Genomic DNA, 16,025 nt, shown 5'->3' on the forward strand with positions numbered 1-16,025 from the left:
CGCGGACGCGACGGTCAGTCGACTCCGCGGATCACCGGGTGGTGGAAGGTGTCGCCGAAGGCCCGCTCGCTCGCGCCCACCCGATCGAGGTAGGGCGTCAGTCCGCCCATCTGGAACGGGTAGCCGGCGCCCAGGATCAGGCACAGGTCGATGTCCTCGGCGGCGTGGACGACGTCGTCGTCGAGCATCCGCTTCACCTCGTCGGCGAGGCCCGTCTCGACCCGCAGACGCAACTCCTCGGCGGTCATCGGGTCCGTCCCTCCTGCGACGATCGCCACCGCGCGCTTGTCGACGCCCTTCACCCGGCCCTTCGAGTCGCGCTCGAAGACGTGGCCGAGCTCGGCCAGGCGGTGCAGGTTCTCGCTGTCGAAGAAGCGGTCCGGGAAGGCCGCGTGGTGCGTGTCGAGCACGTGCGCCCCGACCTTCAGCCCGACGAGCTCGAGCAGCTCGAACGGAGTCATCGGCAGCCCGAACGGAGCGAGCGACTGCTCGACCACCTCGAACGGCGTGCCGGTGTCGACGGCGTGCATCGCCTCTCCGAGGACCTTCGCGAGAACGCGGTTCACGACGAATCCCGGGGTGTCGCGGGTGATGACGGCGTTCTTCCTCAGCTTCGCCGCCGTCACCATCGCGGTCGACAGCGTCTCCTCGTCGGTGAGAGGAGTCCGGACGACCTCGACCAGCGGCATGACCGCGACCGGATTGAAGAAGTGGAAGCCGACGAGCCGCTCGGGGTGCTCGAGCCGCTCGCCGATCCGCTCGACCGACAGCGACGAGGTGTTGGTCGCCAGCACAGCGGTGGGGGAGACGTACCGCTCGACGTCGGCGAAGACGTCCTGCTTCACCGACAGCTCCTCGAAGACGGCCTCGATCACCCAGTCGGCGTCGGCGAAATCCGCGCGATCGGTCGTGCCGGTGATGAGGCTCCGGAGCCGGTTCGCCTCGTCGGGGGAGACCCGGCCCTTCGCGAGCAGCGCGTCGATCTCGCCGACGATGCCCGCCACTCCGCGGTCGACCCGCTCCTGGTCGAGGTCGGTGATGACGACGGGCACCTGCAGCCGGCGGACGAAGAGGAGGGCGAACTGCGTGGCCATCAGCCCCGCGCCGATGACGCCGACTTTCGTGACCGGCTTCGCGAGCGTCCTGTCGGGAGCGCCGGCAGGACGCTTGGCGCGCTTCTGGACGAGGTCGAAGGCGTAGATGCTCGCGCGGAACTGGTCTCCCGAGATCAGATCGGCGAGGGCCTCGTCCTCGGCGGCGAACCCCTCCTCGCGCGTCGCGCTCTTCGCGCCTTTGAGGAGCTCGAGGGCGCGGTACGGCGAGGCCGCGACGGTCCCGATGCGCGACTCGAGCTGCTTCCTGGCGATGCCGACGGCGACGTCCCACTTCACCATCCGCTCGAGACGCCCGGGAGCGTTCGGACGGGAGACGACGACCGTGCCGCCGAGCACCCCGTCGGCCCAGCGCAGGGAGTCCTCGAGGAACGAGGCGGACGGGAAGAGCGCGTCCGCGATGCCCAGGTCGAGCACCTCGCGGGCCTTGAGGGTCCGGTTGTTCTTGAGCGGATTCTCGACCACGACCTTGAGCGCGTTCTCGATGCCGATCAGGTTCGGCAGCAGCCAGCTGCCGCCCCAGCCCGGGATGATGCCGAGGAACACCTCGGGCAGCCCGAGAGCCGGGATCGAGGCGTCGACGGTGCGGTAATCGGCGTTGAGCGCGATCTCGGTGCCGCCGCCGAGCGCCAGTCCGTTGATGAACACGAAGGACGGGACGCCGAGCTCCGAGAGCATGCCGAGCGTGCGGTGGCCGAGCCGCGCCAGCTGGCGGCCGATCTCGCGGCTCGGGATGCTCCCGACCTTGCTGAGGTCGGCGCCGGCGGCGAGGATGAACGGCTTGCCCGTCACCGCGACGCCCTGGATCGCGCCGGCGGCCGCCCGCTCCTTCTGCGCGATCAGCACGTCGGCGAGCTCGAAGAGCGACGCCGGACCGAACGTGTTCGGCCGCGTGTGATCGCGGTCGTTGTCGAGGGTGATGAGCGCGAGCACCCGGCCGCCGGCCAGCGTCACGTCGCGGACGTAGGAGTGGGTGACGACCTCTCCGTCGGAGAGTTCGGCGAGGTCCTCGAAACCGTCGAGCATGATCAGCGTCCCTTCCGTCGTGCGCGCTTGCCGTCGAAGTGCGGGTTCTCCCAGATGACGGTCCCGCCCTGGCCCAGCCCCACGCACATGGCGGTGAGGCCGTAGCGCACCTCGGGGTGCGCCTCGAACTGCCGGGCGAGCTGGATCATCAGCCGCACCCCCGAGGAGGCCAGCGGATGACCGACGGCGATCGCTCCGCCGTACTCGTTCACCCGCGGATCGTCGTCGTCGATGCCGAAGTGGTCGAGGAAGGACAGCACCTGCACGGCGAAGGCCTCGTTCAGCTCGAAGAGCCCGATGTCCTCGATGGTCAAGCCTGCTTTCCGCAGCGCCTTCTCGGTGCTCGGGACCGGTCCGATGCCCATGATCTCGGGTTCGACTCCGGCGAAGGCGAAGCTGACGAGGCGCATCTTCGTCGACAGGCCGAGCTCCTCCGCGGCGTCGGCGCTCGCGAGGAGGGAGACGGTCGCGCCGTCGTTGAGTCCGGAGGAGTTGCCGGCGGTCACCCGGCCGTGCGGGCGGAACGGCGTCCGCAGTCCGGCGAGCCCCTCGAGCGTGGTCTCGGGGCGCGGAGCCTCGTCGACGGTGGCGAGTCCCCATCCGGCGGCGCTGCGGGTCGCCACGGGGATCAGGTCGGGCTGTATGTCGCCCGAGGCGTAGGCCGCGGCGAGCTTCTGCTGGCTGCGCAGCGCGTAGCGGTCGGAGCGCTCCTTGGTGAGCTGGGGGAAGCGGTCGTGGATCCGCTCGGCCGTCTTGCCCATGTTCAGCGCCTCGTCGCCCACGAGCCGCTCCGAGAGGAAGCGTGGATTGGGATCGGCGTTGAAGCCCATGGGGTGGCGCCCCATGTGCTCGACGCCTCCGGCGAGCACGACGTCGTAGGCGCCGAAGGCGATGCCCCCGGCCGTCGTCGTCACGGAGGTCATCGCTCCCGCGCACATCCGGTCGATCGCGAAGCCGGGGACGGTGCGGGGGAGCCCCGCGAGGAGGGCAGTGGTGCGCCCCAGGGTGAGGCCCTGATCGCCCTGCTGCGTCGTCGCCGCGATCGCGACCTCGTCGACGCGGTCCTTCGGCAGCGACGGGTTCCGCTCCAGCAGGCCGATCATGGCCTTCACGACCAGGTCGTCGGCCCGCGTCTGCCAGTACACGCCCTTCTCGCCCGCACGTCCGAACGGAGTACGCACTCCGTCGACGAACACGACTTCGGATCTCTCGGCCACAATGCCTCCCTGGAACTCACGGTCGCCCCGATCGTAGGAAGAGCACGGTCGTAGCCGGAATCCTTTGCCGCTTCCTACGAAGCGTTTTCCGTGCTGTCCTCGGCCGCTTGGGCGGCTTCCACAAACGCGGTCACCAGCGGACCGGAGGTCGCCTCGACCTGCCAGGCGCGCGCTCCACCGCGGCGGAGCTCGGCGGCGACGGTCTCGGGAGTCAGCGGCTCCGGCGGGTTCCAGGCGAGGCGGCGCAGCAGCTCCGGGGTGAGCAGGTTCTCGACGGGGAGCGAGAGCAGCTCCGCGATCTCGATGACCACCGCGCGTGCAGACTTGAGCCGCAGATCCGCGGGCGGATTGCGATCGCCCCAGGCCCGCGGCGGGGGCAGCGTCTCGACGGCGGGCCGCGTCGCCGAGGGGAGGTCCTCGGTCGTCATGCCGCGCTGGATGGCCGCCCACCAGCGCTCGACCTCGCCGCGGCTCGCGCGCCCGGTGAAGTCGCGTCGGCCCGAGAGCTGGCCGAGGCTGGTGGGGATGTTGCGCGAGACGGCGACGATCGAGGAGTCGGGGATGAGCCGACCCGGGGCGATGTCGCGCTCGCGCGCGAACGCGTCGCGGGCCAGCCAGAGCTCACGCGCGACGGCGAGGGCGCGCAGGCCGCGGAGGGAGTGCATGCCCGAGAGCCGGCGCCAGGGATCCGGGAGCGCAGCCTTGGGCTGCCGGGCGAGCGTCGCCTCGAACTCCTCGCGCGCGATCCTGGTCTTCCGCGCCTCGATGAGCATCTCCTCCATCCGGTCGCGCAGGTCGACGAGGAGCTCGACGTCCTTCGCGGCGTAGACGAGCCAGCTCTGCGGGAGGGGGCGGGTCGACCAGTCGGCCGCGGAGTGCTCCTTCGCCAGGTGGATGCCGAGGAGATCCTCCACCACCGCGCCGAGGCCCACCTTCGGGAGCCCGAGCAGGCGGGCGGCGAGCTCGGTGTCGAAGATGCGGGTCGGGTCCAGTCCGACCTCGCGCAGGCAGGCGAGATCCTGGCTGGCCGCGTGCAGCACCCACTCCTCGTCGCCGATGACGTCCTGCAGGGCGTCCATCCGCCCGATCGCCGGAGGGTCGAAGAGGAACGCTCCCGCGCCGCGCCGGTAGACCTGGATCAGGTACGCGCGCTGGGAGTAGGTGAAGCCGGACGCGCGCTCCGCGTCGACCGCGACCGGTCCCTCGCCCGCGGCGAGGGCGTCGACGGCGGCGAGGAACTCGTCGGGAGTGGAGAGGACTCGGTAATCAGTCACGGTTGTTCCGTCGGAAGGCGAGTGAGGTCACACCGTCGCTCGATACGGGCGGGAGACCCGCGAGCATGCACAACAGCTCCCCCCAGCCTTCCACGTGTGCGGCGAGCTGTGCATCATCGGGGCTCCAGGAGGCGCGGATCTCGATCTGCGCTCCGTCGCCCTGGGCGGCGAGCTCTCCGAATCCGGTGGAGAGGACCTTCGTCGCCGTGCCCGAGGCCGCGTGGTAGGCGGCTCCCCGGGCGTCGAGGGCGTCGATGAGCCACGACCACGCGACCTCGGCCAGGAAGGGGTCGGTGCCGATCTCGACCTCGAGCGGCGCCTGGGCGAAGCAGACGACGCGGAAGGCGCCGCCCCACTGCTCGGGCTCCTCCGGGTCGTGCAGCAGGATGAAGCGGCCCGTCCCCAGCTCGGAGTCGCGCCCGTGCGCGTGCGGCGAGACGTCGCCCGAGAGCGCGAGAGCATACGGCGCGAGCCCTGTGGGGGACGGGATCTCGGACACGGTGAGCTCGGAACGGGTCGAGACCGCGCGGATCGCTTCCGCCGCGGCCCGGAACTCCTCCGGTGGCTGAGACGGCGCTGGGAAGTCGGGCACGTTCCGAAGACTAGAGTTCCGCCATGCCCGATGCCCGCAGGCACGCCGCGGAGGGCGGTCGGCGCATCGGCGCCCTCCTGCTCGCCCTCCTCGCCCTCCCCGCTCTCGCCTCCACCGTCGCGCTCGGCGCCTCCGCCCTCGTCGCGGCCTTCGTGCGCGGGGTGGTCATCCCGCCGTCGAGGAGGAGCGAGGACGCCCGTGTGCTCGACGTGCGTCCCGACGCCCGCGAGATCGTCCTCGCCGCCGACGCCGACACGACCGTGCACGGCGGCTTCAGCCTCTGGTTCGACGGCGGCCGCGGTCATGCGCGCATCGGCCGCGTTCTCGCGACGGGGCAGGGGCGCGTGGTCCGCGAGCTCGGCACGGTGGACCGGGGGACCCTGCGGCCGGGGGCTCGGGGCCGCATCAACGGCTGGCTGCTCCTCTCCCCCCGGGAGACGGGGCTGCCCTTCAGCTCCGAGCAGGTGCCGACTCAGTACGGGCCCGCACCCGCCTGGCTCTTCCCGGCGGGTGACGGCGGCACGTGGGCGATCCACGTGCACGGCCGGGCGACGCACCGCGAGGAGACCCTGCGCGGTGTCGCCGTGTTCCATCGGGCCGGGCTGAGCTCGCTGGTCGTCTCGTACCGCAACGACGGCGATGCTCCGGCGAGTCCCGACGGCCGGTACGGGCTCGGCGACACGGAGTGGCGGGACGTCGATGCGGCGATCCGCTTCGCGCACCGACGCGGTGCCCGCTCCATCGTGCTGGTCGGCTGGTCGATGGGCGGGGCGATCTCGCTGCAGACCGCACTGCGCTCCTCCCTGCGCCACCTGATCGCCGGGGTGGTCCTCGACTCGCCCGTGATCGACTGGCGCGAGACGCTGCGCGGTCAGGCGCGGCTCCGGCGCCTCCCTCCCGTGATCGCCGCTCTGGCGCTGACCGCGATGCAGCTCCCGTGGTCGACCGCCGTCACGGGTCAGAGCGAGCTGATACCGCTCCAGGACCTGGACCTCGTGGCGCGTGCCGCCGAGCTCACGACTCCGGTGCTGCTGCTGCACAGCGTCGACGACGACTTCGTGCCGAGCGCACCCTCCGAGGCACTCGCCGCCGCACGGCCGGACCTCGTCGAGCTCGTGCTGGTGCACGGCGCCCGGCACACCCGGATCTGGAACGACGATCCCGCGCGCTGGGAGCGCGCCGTCGAGCAGTGGCTCGACCGGCGGGGGATCAGCGGATCCGCGTCCAGCGCGCGTACGTGAAGCCGGCGTCGTCGACCGCGAGCCGCTCGAGCGCGTAGCTCTCGTCGACGCTCGCACGCGTCGTGGCGACCGGCAGACCGGGGAGCACCACGCGCGGAGCGGTCGTCAGGCAGATCTCGTCGACGAGCCCGGCCGCCAGGAACTGACCCGACAGCGAGGCTCCTCCCTCGCAGACGATCCGCTCGAGCCCGAGGGCGCTGAGGGCGGCGAGCATCCCCGCCGGGCTCATCCGACCGTCGACGGCGGGGACGCGCACCACCTCGACCCCGGCCGGCAGCGGCCCGGTGGCGGCGAGCGACTCCGGGACGAGCAGCAGCACGCGAGCGCCGTCCTGCAGGCGGAGCCGGTGGCCGGCGAGGTCGCCGCTAGACGAGACGACGGCCAGCGGGACGCGCCGGGGGACCCGGTAGCCCTCGGCCCGCACGCTCGCGGCGCCCACGAGAACCACCTGCGCCTGCGCGCGGATCACACCGAGGATCGTGCGGTCGACCCGGTTGGTGAGGGTCTCGCTCGTGCCGTCCGAGCCGATGCTCGACCCGTTGACGCTCGCGATCATGTTGAGGCGGACGCGGACCGCGTCCCCTGGCCGATAGGCGTCCTCGATCGCGGCCCTCGCGCCGTCGTCCTCCAGCCGCACGGCGGGTCCGGCGGGGACGAGCGGCTGCAGGATCACGCGGCGGCGTGCGCGCGGATCTGGCGCTTCGTGCGGCCGAGCAGCGCGCTCATGCCGCGCAGGCGCAGGGGCGAGACCGCCTCCGAGAGTCCGATCGTCTGCGGGAAGTCGTCGGGGACGGCGAGGACCTGCTCGGGGGTCAGCCCGTCGAGGCCCTGCGCGAGGATCGAGGCGAAGCCGCGGGTCGTCGGCGCCTCGCGCGGAGCGGTCGCGTGCAGGTGGATCACGTCGCCGGCGAACTCGACGACGATGAAGACGGGGGACTGGCACTCCTCCACCCGCTCGAACAGGTCGGGGTGGTCGCGGTAGCGCTCGGGCAGCTCGGGCAGCTCGTTCGAGAACTCGAGGAGGAGCTGCAGCCGCTCCGGCTTCTCGAGGGCGAGGAACTCGTCGCGGATCTCGCGGAGGGCGTCGGGCAGCTGGTCGTCGGTCGGCACCGTGTCGGAAGTCATCGTGTCGATTCTCTCACCGCGTGAGGCCCCGACCGCGGAACGGTCGGGGCCTCACGGTCGGTCAGCGGGCGGCCGGTGCCTCGCCGGGCTCGGAGCCCTTGACGATCGGGACGCGCACGGCGCTGCCCCACTCGGTCCACGAGCCGTCATAGTTGCGCACGCCCTCGAAGCCGAGGAGGTGCGTGAGGACGAACCACGTGTGCGAGGAGCGCTCGCCGATGCGGCAGTAGGCGATGACGGTGTCGCCGTCGGCGAGGCCCGCACCGTCGCGGTAGATGCCGTTCAGCTCCTCCAGCGGGCGGAAGGTGCCGTCTTCGGCGGCCGCCTTGCCCCACGGCACGTTCTTCGCGCTCGGGATGTGGCCGGCGCGCAGCGTCCCCTCCTCCGGGTAGGCGGGAGCCGTGGTGCGCTCGCCCGAGAACTCCTCGGCCGAGCGGACGTCGATCAGCGGGTTGCCGAAGTGCGCGAGCACGTCCTCCTTGAAGGCGCGGATGTCGCCGTCGCGGCGCTCGACGACGGGGTACTCGACCGCCTCCGGCGTCGAGGCGTCGGTGGTCAGCGGACGGCCGTCGGCGATCCACTTGTCGCGGCCGCCGTCGAGCAGGCGGACGTCCTCGTGGCCGAAGAGCGTGAAGACCCACAGGGCGTAGGCCGCCCACCAGTTGTTCTTGTCTCCGTAGATGACGACCGTGGTGTCGCGGGTGATGCCCTTGGCGCCGACCAGGGCGGCGAAGGCCGCTCCGTCGATGTAGTCGCGCTCGACCGGGTCGTTGAGATCGGTGTGCCAGTCGACCTTCACGGAGCCGGGGATGTGCCCGGTCTCGTAGAGGAGGACGTCCTCGTCGGACTCGACGACGACGAGGCCGCGGGTGCCCAGCCGTTGCTCCAGCCACTCACCGCTGACGAGTCGTTCGGGGTGCGCGTAGGCGGCGAACTTCGGCGACGGATCGAGTTCAACGGACAAGGAGGACCTCCAGGGTGGTGCGCGGAGCGCGGGCGTGAATCCAGGAGCGGGCTACGCTGGAGCCTGCCCTTCAGCGACAGTACGCGCCCCCGAGCGCGGGTGCACGGAAGGGGCCGTAAGAGTTCGACACAGAGCCGTCCGGGTCCTCCACGGAGTCCCGCGGCCCGTGCCGCACGGTTCGATGCAGAGTCAGACAGAGCGGCCGGACCCGTCCGGACGCACGATGCGAGGTGCGCGTGATCCCCGACGACGTCCGTTCGACGAGCAGCCTCACGACGCGCTCGCCTCAGATCAGCGGGCACGAGATCGCGTCGACCCTCGTGCCGCCGCGGCAGTTCGAGGGCGCGACCTTCGAGAGCTACCGCCCCGACCCGGAGTACCCGTCCCAGGCCGAGGCGGTCGAGGCCCTGCGCGCGTTCGCGGCGGGCGGCGGCTCCCGCGGGGGCGGCGGCGGATTCTTCGGCTTCGGCCGGAAGAAGGCTCCGGAGGTGAAGCCGGGCGTGTACCTCGACGGCGGGTTCGGCGTCGGCAAGACCCACCTCCTCGCCGCGATCTGGCACGCCGTGCCGGGCCGCACCTACTTCGGCACGTTCATCGAGTACACCGCCCTCGTCGGCGCGCTCGGCTACGCGGCGACGGTGTCGCTCCTGAAGGGCTCCGCCCTGCTCTGCATCGACGAGTTCGAGCTCGACGACCCGGGCGACACGATGCTGATGACCCGCCTGCTGGGCGAGCTCGTCGCCTCCGGCACCCGGATCGCGGCGACCTCGAACACCCCGCCGAACGCGCTCGGCGAGGGCCGGTTCGCGGCCGCCGACTTCCTCCGCGAGATCCACGCGATGGCCGAGCACTTCCAGACGATGCGGATCGACGGCACCGACTACCGCCGTCGCGACATCGAGGGCCACGCCGTCACCCGGAGCGACGCCGAGATCGCCGAGGCCCTCGCGCACGCGCCCGCCGACGCCGTCATCACCGATGACGCCTTCCGCGCGGCCGTGGACCACCTCGGCTCCGTGCACCCCTCGCGCTACATCAAGGTGATCGACGGAGTGGACGCGATCGTGCTGCGCGACGTCGTGGCGCTGACCGACCAGACCGACGCGCTGCGTCTCGTCGCCTTCATCGACCGCGTCTACGACGCGCAGATCCCGGTGCTCGCCTCCGGGGTACCGCTCGACGAGGTCTTCGGGGGCGACATGCTCAGCGGCGGCTACCGGAAGAAGTACCTGCGCTCGATGTCGCGGCTCATCGCGCTGACGAGCATGACGGCGTTCGCGGCGCCGTCTTCGTAGGATCCGAGCCCCCTCGGAGGGTCCGAGTCGTTCCGCAGAGCGCTCCGGCAGGTCCGTGTAACGCGTTGTTCACACGAATCGCTTCCCTGTAACGCGCCCGAAACGCGGCGCCCCTCGGAACGAAACGTCGCACGGCCAGACTGTCCGCGTACTCAAGCGACTCGACTCCGCTGACGCCCAGGCGTTCTCCGGGTCGCTCCTGCGCACCCGAAGAAAGGTTTCAGAATGGATCAAGGCAACACCGCCTTCCTTCTCATCGCCGCGGCACTCGTGCTGCTGATGACGCCGGGACTGGCGTTCTTCTACGGCGGTCTCGTCCGGGCGAAGAGCGTCATCAGCATGATGATGCTCAGCTTCGGAGCGATGGGGCTGATCGGAGTCCTCTGGGTCCTCTACGGCTACGCCATCGCGTTCGGCAACGGCCCCGCGGGCCCGGCCGGCACCGACACCTTCTTCGGGATCGACGGCTTCCTCGGCATCGACGTCGCGCAGATCGGACTGCAGGGCCTCTACAACGACGCGCTCGGCGAGCAGACCGCGGCCTACCCGACGATCGCCTTCGCAGCGTTCCAGGCCACGTTCGCCATCATCACGGTCGCGCTCATCTCGGGTGCGATCGCCGACCGCGCGAAGTTCGGCGCCTGGATGGTCTTCGCCGGCGTCTGGGCGACCCTCGTGTACTTCCCGGTCGCCTCCTGGGTCTTCAACTTCACCCTCGGTGACGAGGGAGTCGTGGACGGCGGCTGGATCGCCTACAACGTCGGAGCGATCGACTTCGCCGGTGGCACCGCGGTGCACATCAACGCCGGTGCGGCGGCCCTCGCCCTCGCCCTGGTCCTGGGCAAGCGCGTCAACTTCACCAAGGGCGCGCACCAGCCGCACAACCCGCCGTTCGTGCTGCTCGGTGCGGGTCTGCTCTGGTTCGGCTGGTTCGGCTTCAACGCCGGCTCCGAGCTGGCCGCCGACGGCATCGCGGCGATCGCGTTCCTGAACACCATCGCCGCTCCGGCCGCCGCGATCCTCGGCTGGCTCATCGTCGAGAAGATCAAGGACGGCAAGCCCACCTCGATCGGCGCCGCCTCCGGTGCCGTCGCGGGCCTCGTCGCGATCACCCCCGCCTGCGCCAGCCTGTCGCCGTTCTGGGCGATCGTCCTGGGCATCATCACCGGAGCCGTCTGCGCCCTGGCGATCGACCTGAAGTACCGCCTCGGCTACGACGACTCGCTCGACGTGGTCGGCGTCCACCTGGTCGGCGGTCTGATCGGAACGCTCTACATCGGCTTCTTCGGCACCGACGTCGGACTGTTCCTCGGTGGCGGAGCCGCTCAGCTCGGCGCCCAGGCCCTCGCGGCGTTCACGGTCCTCGCCTACTCCTTCCTGATGACCCTCCTGATCGGCTTCGTGATCCAGAAGACCATCGGGTTCCGCGTCAAGAACGAGGACGAGGTCGCCGGTATCGACACCGCGATCCACGGTGAGGCGGGCTACGTCCTCGCGGACTGACCCCTCCCCACCCGCACTGCACCGCACGGGGTGCCGCTCTTCCGAGAGCGGCACCCCGTCGCTGTTCCCGCGCCACGGTGCTCAACCGGGCTAGGGTTCCCGGGTGCCCTCCTCGCGCTCGGTCGTGTCCCTGCTCCTCCGACTCCTCGGCCGCACCGTCGCGCCGAGGGCCGACGCGCAGCCGCCGGCGCAGCGTCCGTTCCTGACGCCGACGGCGTCGACGCCGGGGGCGAGCGGAGTCGGCCGGACGGTCGAGATCGACCCGGCCCGCCTGCGCGGAGTGCACGCCGGCTACGCGCCGACCGCCGACGGCGACCCCGATCCGGGCGAGATCGTCTGGACCTGGGTCCCCTACGAGGAGGACGACGGGCGCGGCAAGGACCGCCCGGTGCTCGTCCTCGCGGTCGAGAAGGCCGGGACCGTCCTCGCGGTGCGCCTGAGCTCGAAGCAGCACGACGGCTACCTGCCGGTCGGCACGGGGGACTGGGACGCCGAGGGGCGGCCGAGCTGGGTCGACCCGGAGCGGGTGTTCCGCATCCACCCCGCCGGCATGCGCCGCGAGGGCGCGGTGCTCGAGCGCTCGCGGTTCGACCCGATCGCGAAGGCCGTCTCGGCGCGCTACGGCTGGCGCTGACGGCTCCCGCCCTTCCCGGACGGCGCCGCCGCGGCTCAGGCCAGCGGCTCGATCGGCACGAAGTCCGGGAACTTCGCCGTGCGGCCGTCGCCGGAGGAGGTGCCGGTGAGTCGCCTGCGCACCCACGGGGCGACGTGCTCGCGGTAGTACTGCGCGGATCCCTGCCGGGCGGCCGGCTCCGACGGGATGTCCCGCCAGGCGGCGGGCGGGGTCAGCCCGAGGGCCGAGAGGACCTTGGTCGCGACGCGGTGGTGCCCGCGCGCACCCATGTGCAGCCGGTCCTCCGACCACATCTCGGGACGCTGGAAGGCGGAGTCGTTCCAGTTGTCGGCGACGACGATGTCGTCGCGTCCGCCGATGCGGTGCAGGACCGCGGCGGTGAGCGCGTCGCCACGGCGCTTGATCATGCGCCCCAGCGGCAGTCGGGCGGAGGGGTCGGCGCCGGCCAGGGCGATCAGCACCACGCCCTCCTCGTCGCAGCGGCGGAGCACGTGCGCGTAGGAGTCGGCGATCCTGTCGATGTCGGCGCGGGGGCGGAGCATGTCGTTGCCGCCGCCGTTGAAGGACAGGTGGGTCGGCTTCAGGGCGAGAGCGGGCTCGAGCTGCTGCTCGACGATGGGCGCGATGAGCCGGCCCCGGATCGCGAGGTTGGCGTAGCCGATCCGCTCGCCGGTCGCCTCGGCCCAGCCCTGCGCGGCCAGGTCGGCCCAGCCGCGGGTGGTGCCGTCGGGCAGCTCGTCGCCGACGCCCTCGGTGAAGGAGTCGCCGATCGCGACGTAGCGGACGGCGGTCATCGGTGTACTCCCCGGCACTGCATCGTCCCACGGTAGCGGGCGGGACGGGGCCGGACCCGGGGGTGGACCGTCAGCCCTCCCAGCCGAGGAGCCAGGTGATGCCGTACCGGTCGCGGACCTGGCCGTCCGTCGCTCCCCACGGCTTCGCCCCGAGCGGGTCGACCACGGCGCCGCCCTCGGAGAGCCCCTCGAACCAGCGCTCGAGCACTTCGGGCTCCGCGGCTCCGAGGAGCGCGAAGAGGACGCCCTCTAGGTGGAGCGACTCCTCGCCGGTGGCCGCGTCCGATGCTGCGAGCGCCACCGGGCCGGTGAGCACGCCGTGAGCGATCGCGTCGCCGGGGCCGTCGGTGCGGCCGAACTGCGCGAAGGTGTGCAGGGCGAGCTCGCCGCCGAAGACCTCGCGGTAGAAGCCGAGGGCGGACCGGGCTGTGCCGGGGAACGAGAGGTAGGGCAGCGGCGCGGTCATGCGGGCCACCCTAGAGCGCCGTGCCCGCCGTCGGGAAGCGGCCCGGCACTCAGGTGCCGCGGCCGAAGACGTGGAGATCGAGGTCGGCGCTCAGCCGATCGCTGACCCTGCGCCCGCGGACGCTGGTGCCGTCGCGGTCCAGGGGCGGGCTCACGACGGCCGCGCCCAGCCGACCGGGGACCGAGAGGACCAGTGCGCCCGACACGCTGGACTTCGCGGGGATCCCGACCGCGCGCATCCAGCGGCCGGAGCCGTCGTAGACCCCGCAGGTGGCCATCACCGAGAGCACGTCGCGCGCGACTACGGGAGGGACGACGCGTTCGCCGGTGACGGGGTTCACTCCGCCGAGGGCGAGAGTCGCGCCCATGACCGCGAGCGAGCGGGTGTCCACGAGCACGGCGCACGCGCGCGCGTACGCCGAGACCGCGTCGTCGGCTCCGACGTGCAGCGTGCCCTCGGCGCGCATGAGGTGCGCGAGGGCGTGGTTCCGGTCGCCGAGCAGGTGCTCGTTGCGGGCGACGGAGTCGTCGATCTGCAGGTGGCGCCCCGCGAACGCCGACAGGCCGCGGAGGATGCGCTCGCTCCGCTCGTCGGCGCCGTCGCCGTCGACGAGGGAGGCGGTGAGCAGCGCGCCCGCGTTCACCATCGGGTTCGGCGGACGTCCCGTGCCGCTCTCGAGCTTGACCGCGTCGAACGCCTCGCCGGTGGGCTCGATGCCGACCCGCTCGAGCGCGTCACCGTCGGTGTCGAGCAGGGCGAGGGCGAACAGGAACGGCTTCACGGCCGACTGGATGCTGAAGGGCGCGTCCGCCTCCTCGCTCGCGCGCACGGAGCCGTCGGGCAGCACGAGGGCGAGGGCGAGCAGGTGCGGGTCGGCGGTGGCGAGCTCGGGGATGCTGTCGTCGACGGCGCCGACCTCGTCCCCGTCGTCGGCGAGGACCCGGCGGCGCAGCGCGTCGAGGTCGTAGGTGCGGGGATCGGCGGGGGAGCTCATCCGACCAGCGTGACATGCGCACCTCGAGGCAGCGCGGGAGCGTGCCGGGCGCCTGCCGGGTGGATACCCTGGCCGGATGAGCACTCCGCGCCCCCTCGAGCAGTCCGCGAAACTCCGGAACGTCCTCTACGAGATCCGCGGGAAGGCACTCGTCGAGGCCTCGCGGCTCGAGAGCGAGGGGCACCGCATCCTCAAGCTCAATACCGGCAACCCGGCCGGCTTCGACTTCGAGGCGCCGCACCAGATCGTGCGCGACATGATCGCCGCTGTCCCGAACGCCCACGGGTACAGCGACAGCCGCGGGATCCTCTCGGCGCGCCAGGCCGTCACCTACCGCTACGAGGAGATCCCGGGCTTCCCGGCGGTCGATCCCGAGTGGGTGTTCCTGGGCAACGGCGTATCGGAGCTCATCACGATGACCCTGCAGGCCCTGCTCGACGACGGCGACGAGGTGCTGATCCCGGCGCCCGACTACCCGCTCTGGACGGCGATGACGAGCCTCGCCGGCGGCACGGCGCTGCACTACCGCTGCGCGGAGGAGGACGCCTGGCAGCCGGACCTCGAGGACATCCGCGCGAAGATCACGCCGAAGACCAAGGCGATCGTCGTGATCAACCCCAACAATCCGACCGGGGCGGTCTACAGCCGCGAGGTGCTGGAGGGGATCGTCGCCGTCGCCCGCGAGCACTCGCTCCTGCTGCTCGCCGACGAGATCTACGACCGGATCCTCTACGACGACGCGGTGCACATCCCGCTCGCCTCACTCGCACCGGACCTGCTCTGCCTGACGTTCAACGGGCTGTCGAAGACGTACCGGGTGGCGGGGTACCGCTCCGGATGGATGGCGGTCACGGGACCGCGGGCGCACGCGGAGGGGTTCCTCGAGGGCATCACGCTGCTCGCGTCGACACGGCTGTGCCCGAACGTGCCCGGGCAGTACGCGATCCAGGCGGCGCTGTCGGGCGTGCAGTCGATCGAGGCGCTGGTCGCGCCGGAGGGGCGGCTGCACCGCCAGCGCGACGCCGCGTGGTCGGGGCTCGAGCGGATCCCGGGCGTCTCGTGCGAGCTGCCGCGCGGGGCGCTGTACGCGTTCCCGCGGCTGGACCCCGAGGTGCACGAGATCCGCGACGACGGGAGGCTCGTCTACGACCTGCTGATCGCGGAGCACATCCTTCTGGTGCCGGGGACGGGCTTCAACTGGCCGACGCCCGACCACCTCCGCATCGTCACCCTCCCCGAGGAGCGGGTGATCTCGGAGGCGATCGAGCGGCTCGGCAACTTCCTGTCGTCGTACCGGCAGTAGTCCCGACCGGCCGGGCGGGTCAGCGCAGGAGTGCGCGCAGGTCCTCCACCGTCCGGCCCGCGAGGGTCGGCCAGAGCACGCGATCGGCGCCCTCGGCGAGCGCCACCTGGTGCGGGACGCCGACGGCCGCCGCACCCGAGGCGACGGCGGCGCCGAGACCCGTGGGGGAGTCCTCGACGGCCGCGCAGTCCTCGATCGCGACGCCGAGGCGGCGGGCGGCGAAAAGGTAGGGCTCGGGATCCGGCTTCCCGTGGAGGACGTCGTCGCCCGTGACGATCTCGGCGAACGAGACCACCTCGGCCAGGGCCGCGGCGACGATCGAGGCCAGTCGCCGCGACGAGGTGGTCACGATCGCCTGAGGGATCCCCGCGGTGGCGACGGAGCGGAGGAGCTCGCGCGCTCCGGGTCGCCACGCGATGCCCGCGCCCAGGGCCGCCGCGACGTCGCCCTCGAGCGCGTCCTCGATCTCGGCGTCGTCGAGGGCC

General features: G+C 72.0%; 16 protein-coding genes. 5 read left to right on the forward strand and 11 right to left on the reverse strand.

Features of this window, described 5'->3' with window-relative positions:
* Positions 1 to 14: 14 nt before the first annotated feature.
* The 4 genes from ASF46_RS08375 to ASF46_RS08390 all read right to left on the reverse strand — a co-directional run bounded on the left by ASF46_RS08375 (position 15) and on the right by ASF46_RS08390 (position 5,221).
* Entirely contained in the window at positions 15 to 2,138 is a 2,124-nt protein-coding gene (locus tag ASF46_RS08375) for a 3-hydroxyacyl-CoA dehydrogenase NAD-binding domain-containing protein (RefSeq protein WP_056867096.1), read from the reverse strand.
* Positions 2,139 to 2,140: 2 nt separating this feature from the next.
* Positions 2,141 to 3,355 carry a thiolase family protein gene (locus ASF46_RS08380; RefSeq protein ID WP_056867097.1) on the reverse strand — a complete coding sequence of 405 codons (1,215 nt, stop codon included), beginning with the start codon at positions 3,353 to 3,355 and terminating at the stop codon, positions 2,141 to 2,143.
* A gap of 74 nt (positions 3,356 to 3,429) precedes the next feature.
* Positions 3,430 to 4,629, reverse strand: a complete 1,200-nt coding sequence (locus tag ASF46_RS08385; RefSeq protein WP_056867098.1) for a ribonuclease D — start codon at positions 4,627 to 4,629, stop codon at positions 3,430 to 3,432.
* A complete protein-coding gene (locus ASF46_RS08390; protein WP_056867099.1) occupies positions 4,622 to 5,221 on the reverse strand; it encodes a DUF3000 domain-containing protein in 600 nt (199 codons plus the stop codon). Before ASF46_RS08390 ends, ASF46_RS08385 begins: the two co-directional genes overlap by 8 nt.
* Before the next feature lie 23 nt (positions 5,222 to 5,244).
* Here ASF46_RS08390 and ASF46_RS08395 point away from each other — a divergent pair, with 23 nt between their 5' ends.
* Positions 5,245 to 6,462, forward strand: coding sequence for an alpha/beta hydrolase (locus ASF46_RS08395; protein WP_056867100.1), 1,218 nt, complete (start codon positions 5,245 to 5,247; stop codon positions 6,460 to 6,462).
* Here ASF46_RS08395 and ASF46_RS08400 read toward each other — a convergent pair.
* The 3 genes from ASF46_RS08400 to ASF46_RS08410 all read right to left on the reverse strand — a co-directional run bounded on the left by ASF46_RS08400 (position 6,431) and on the right by ASF46_RS08410 (position 8,551).
* Entirely contained in the window at positions 6,431 to 7,135 is a 705-nt protein-coding gene (locus ASF46_RS08400; protein ID WP_056867101.1) for a dihydrofolate reductase family protein, read from the reverse strand. The two genes, ASF46_RS08395 and ASF46_RS08400, sit on opposite strands and share 32 nt — an antisense overlap.
* Positions 7,132 to 7,587, reverse strand: coding sequence for a SufE family protein (locus ASF46_RS08405; RefSeq protein ID WP_056867102.1), 456 nt, complete (start codon positions 7,585 to 7,587; stop codon positions 7,132 to 7,134). The genes ASF46_RS08400 and ASF46_RS08405 overlap by 4 nt, the downstream gene beginning before the upstream one ends.
* A gap of 61 nt (positions 7,588 to 7,648) precedes the next feature.
* Complete coding sequence (locus tag ASF46_RS08410) at positions 7,649 to 8,551, reverse strand: sulfurtransferase (protein ID WP_056867103.1); 903 nt, start codon at positions 8,549 to 8,551, stop codon at positions 7,649 to 7,651.
* Positions 8,552 to 8,787: 236 nt separating this feature from the next.
* Here ASF46_RS08410 and zapE point away from each other — a divergent pair, with 236 nt between their 5' ends.
* From zapE to ASF46_RS08425, 3 genes are all read left to right on the forward strand, one after another.
* Positions 8,788 to 9,846, forward strand: a complete 1,059-nt coding sequence (gene zapE, locus ASF46_RS08415; protein ID WP_082485412.1) for a cell division protein ZapE — start codon at positions 8,788 to 8,790, stop codon at positions 9,844 to 9,846.
* A gap of 225 nt (positions 9,847 to 10,071) precedes the next feature.
* On the forward strand, positions 10,072 to 11,349 hold the full coding sequence (locus tag ASF46_RS08420) for an ammonium transporter (RefSeq protein ID WP_056867104.1): 1,278 nt from the start codon (positions 10,072 to 10,074) through the stop codon (positions 11,347 to 11,349).
* A gap of 103 nt (positions 11,350 to 11,452) precedes the next feature.
* Entirely contained in the window at positions 11,453 to 11,983 is a 531-nt protein-coding gene (locus ASF46_RS08425) for a type II toxin-antitoxin system PemK/MazF family toxin (RefSeq protein WP_055792218.1), read from the forward strand.
* A gap of 35 nt (positions 11,984 to 12,018) precedes the next feature.
* On the opposite strand, the gene ASF46_RS08430 is transcribed toward ASF46_RS08425, so the two are convergent.
* The 3 genes from ASF46_RS08430 to glsA all read right to left on the reverse strand — a co-directional run bounded on the left by ASF46_RS08430 (position 12,019) and on the right by glsA (position 14,237).
* Positions 12,019 to 12,777 (reverse strand): SGNH/GDSL hydrolase family protein, encoded by a 759-nt coding sequence (locus ASF46_RS08430; protein ID WP_056867105.1) that lies wholly within the window; start codon positions 12,775 to 12,777, stop codon positions 12,019 to 12,021.
* A gap of 70 nt (positions 12,778 to 12,847) precedes the next feature.
* The gene (locus ASF46_RS08435) at positions 12,848 to 13,243 is read right to left on the reverse strand and encodes a VOC family protein (protein WP_056867106.1); all 396 of its coding nucleotides are present in this window, start codon (positions 13,241 to 13,243) and stop codon (positions 12,848 to 12,850) included.
* Between the two features lie 49 nt (positions 13,244 to 13,292).
* The gene (gene glsA / locus ASF46_RS08440; RefSeq protein WP_056867107.1) at positions 13,293 to 14,237 is read right to left on the reverse strand and encodes a glutaminase A; all 945 of its coding nucleotides are present in this window, start codon (positions 14,235 to 14,237) and stop codon (positions 13,293 to 13,295) included.
* Positions 14,238 to 14,313: 76 nt separating this feature from the next.
* On the opposite strand from glsA, the gene ASF46_RS08445 reads away from it, so the two are divergent.
* Positions 14,314 to 15,540, forward strand: a complete 1,227-nt coding sequence (locus ASF46_RS08445) for a pyridoxal phosphate-dependent aminotransferase (protein WP_056867108.1) — start codon at positions 14,314 to 14,316, stop codon at positions 15,538 to 15,540.
* A 19-nt stretch (positions 15,541 to 15,559) separates the two neighbouring features.
* Here the strand turns inward: ASF46_RS08445 and ASF46_RS08450 are convergent.
* Positions 15,560 to 16,025: HAD family hydrolase (locus ASF46_RS08450; RefSeq protein ID WP_162240170.1), on the reverse strand; the 466-nt coding region annotated here is incomplete at its 5' end.

The sequence above is a fragment of the Rathayibacter sp. Leaf296 genome (assembly GCF_001423045.1).
In the GTDB taxonomy this organism is placed as follows: Bacteria; Actinomycetota; Actinomycetes; order Actinomycetales; family Microbacteriaceae; genus Rathayibacter; species Rathayibacter caricis.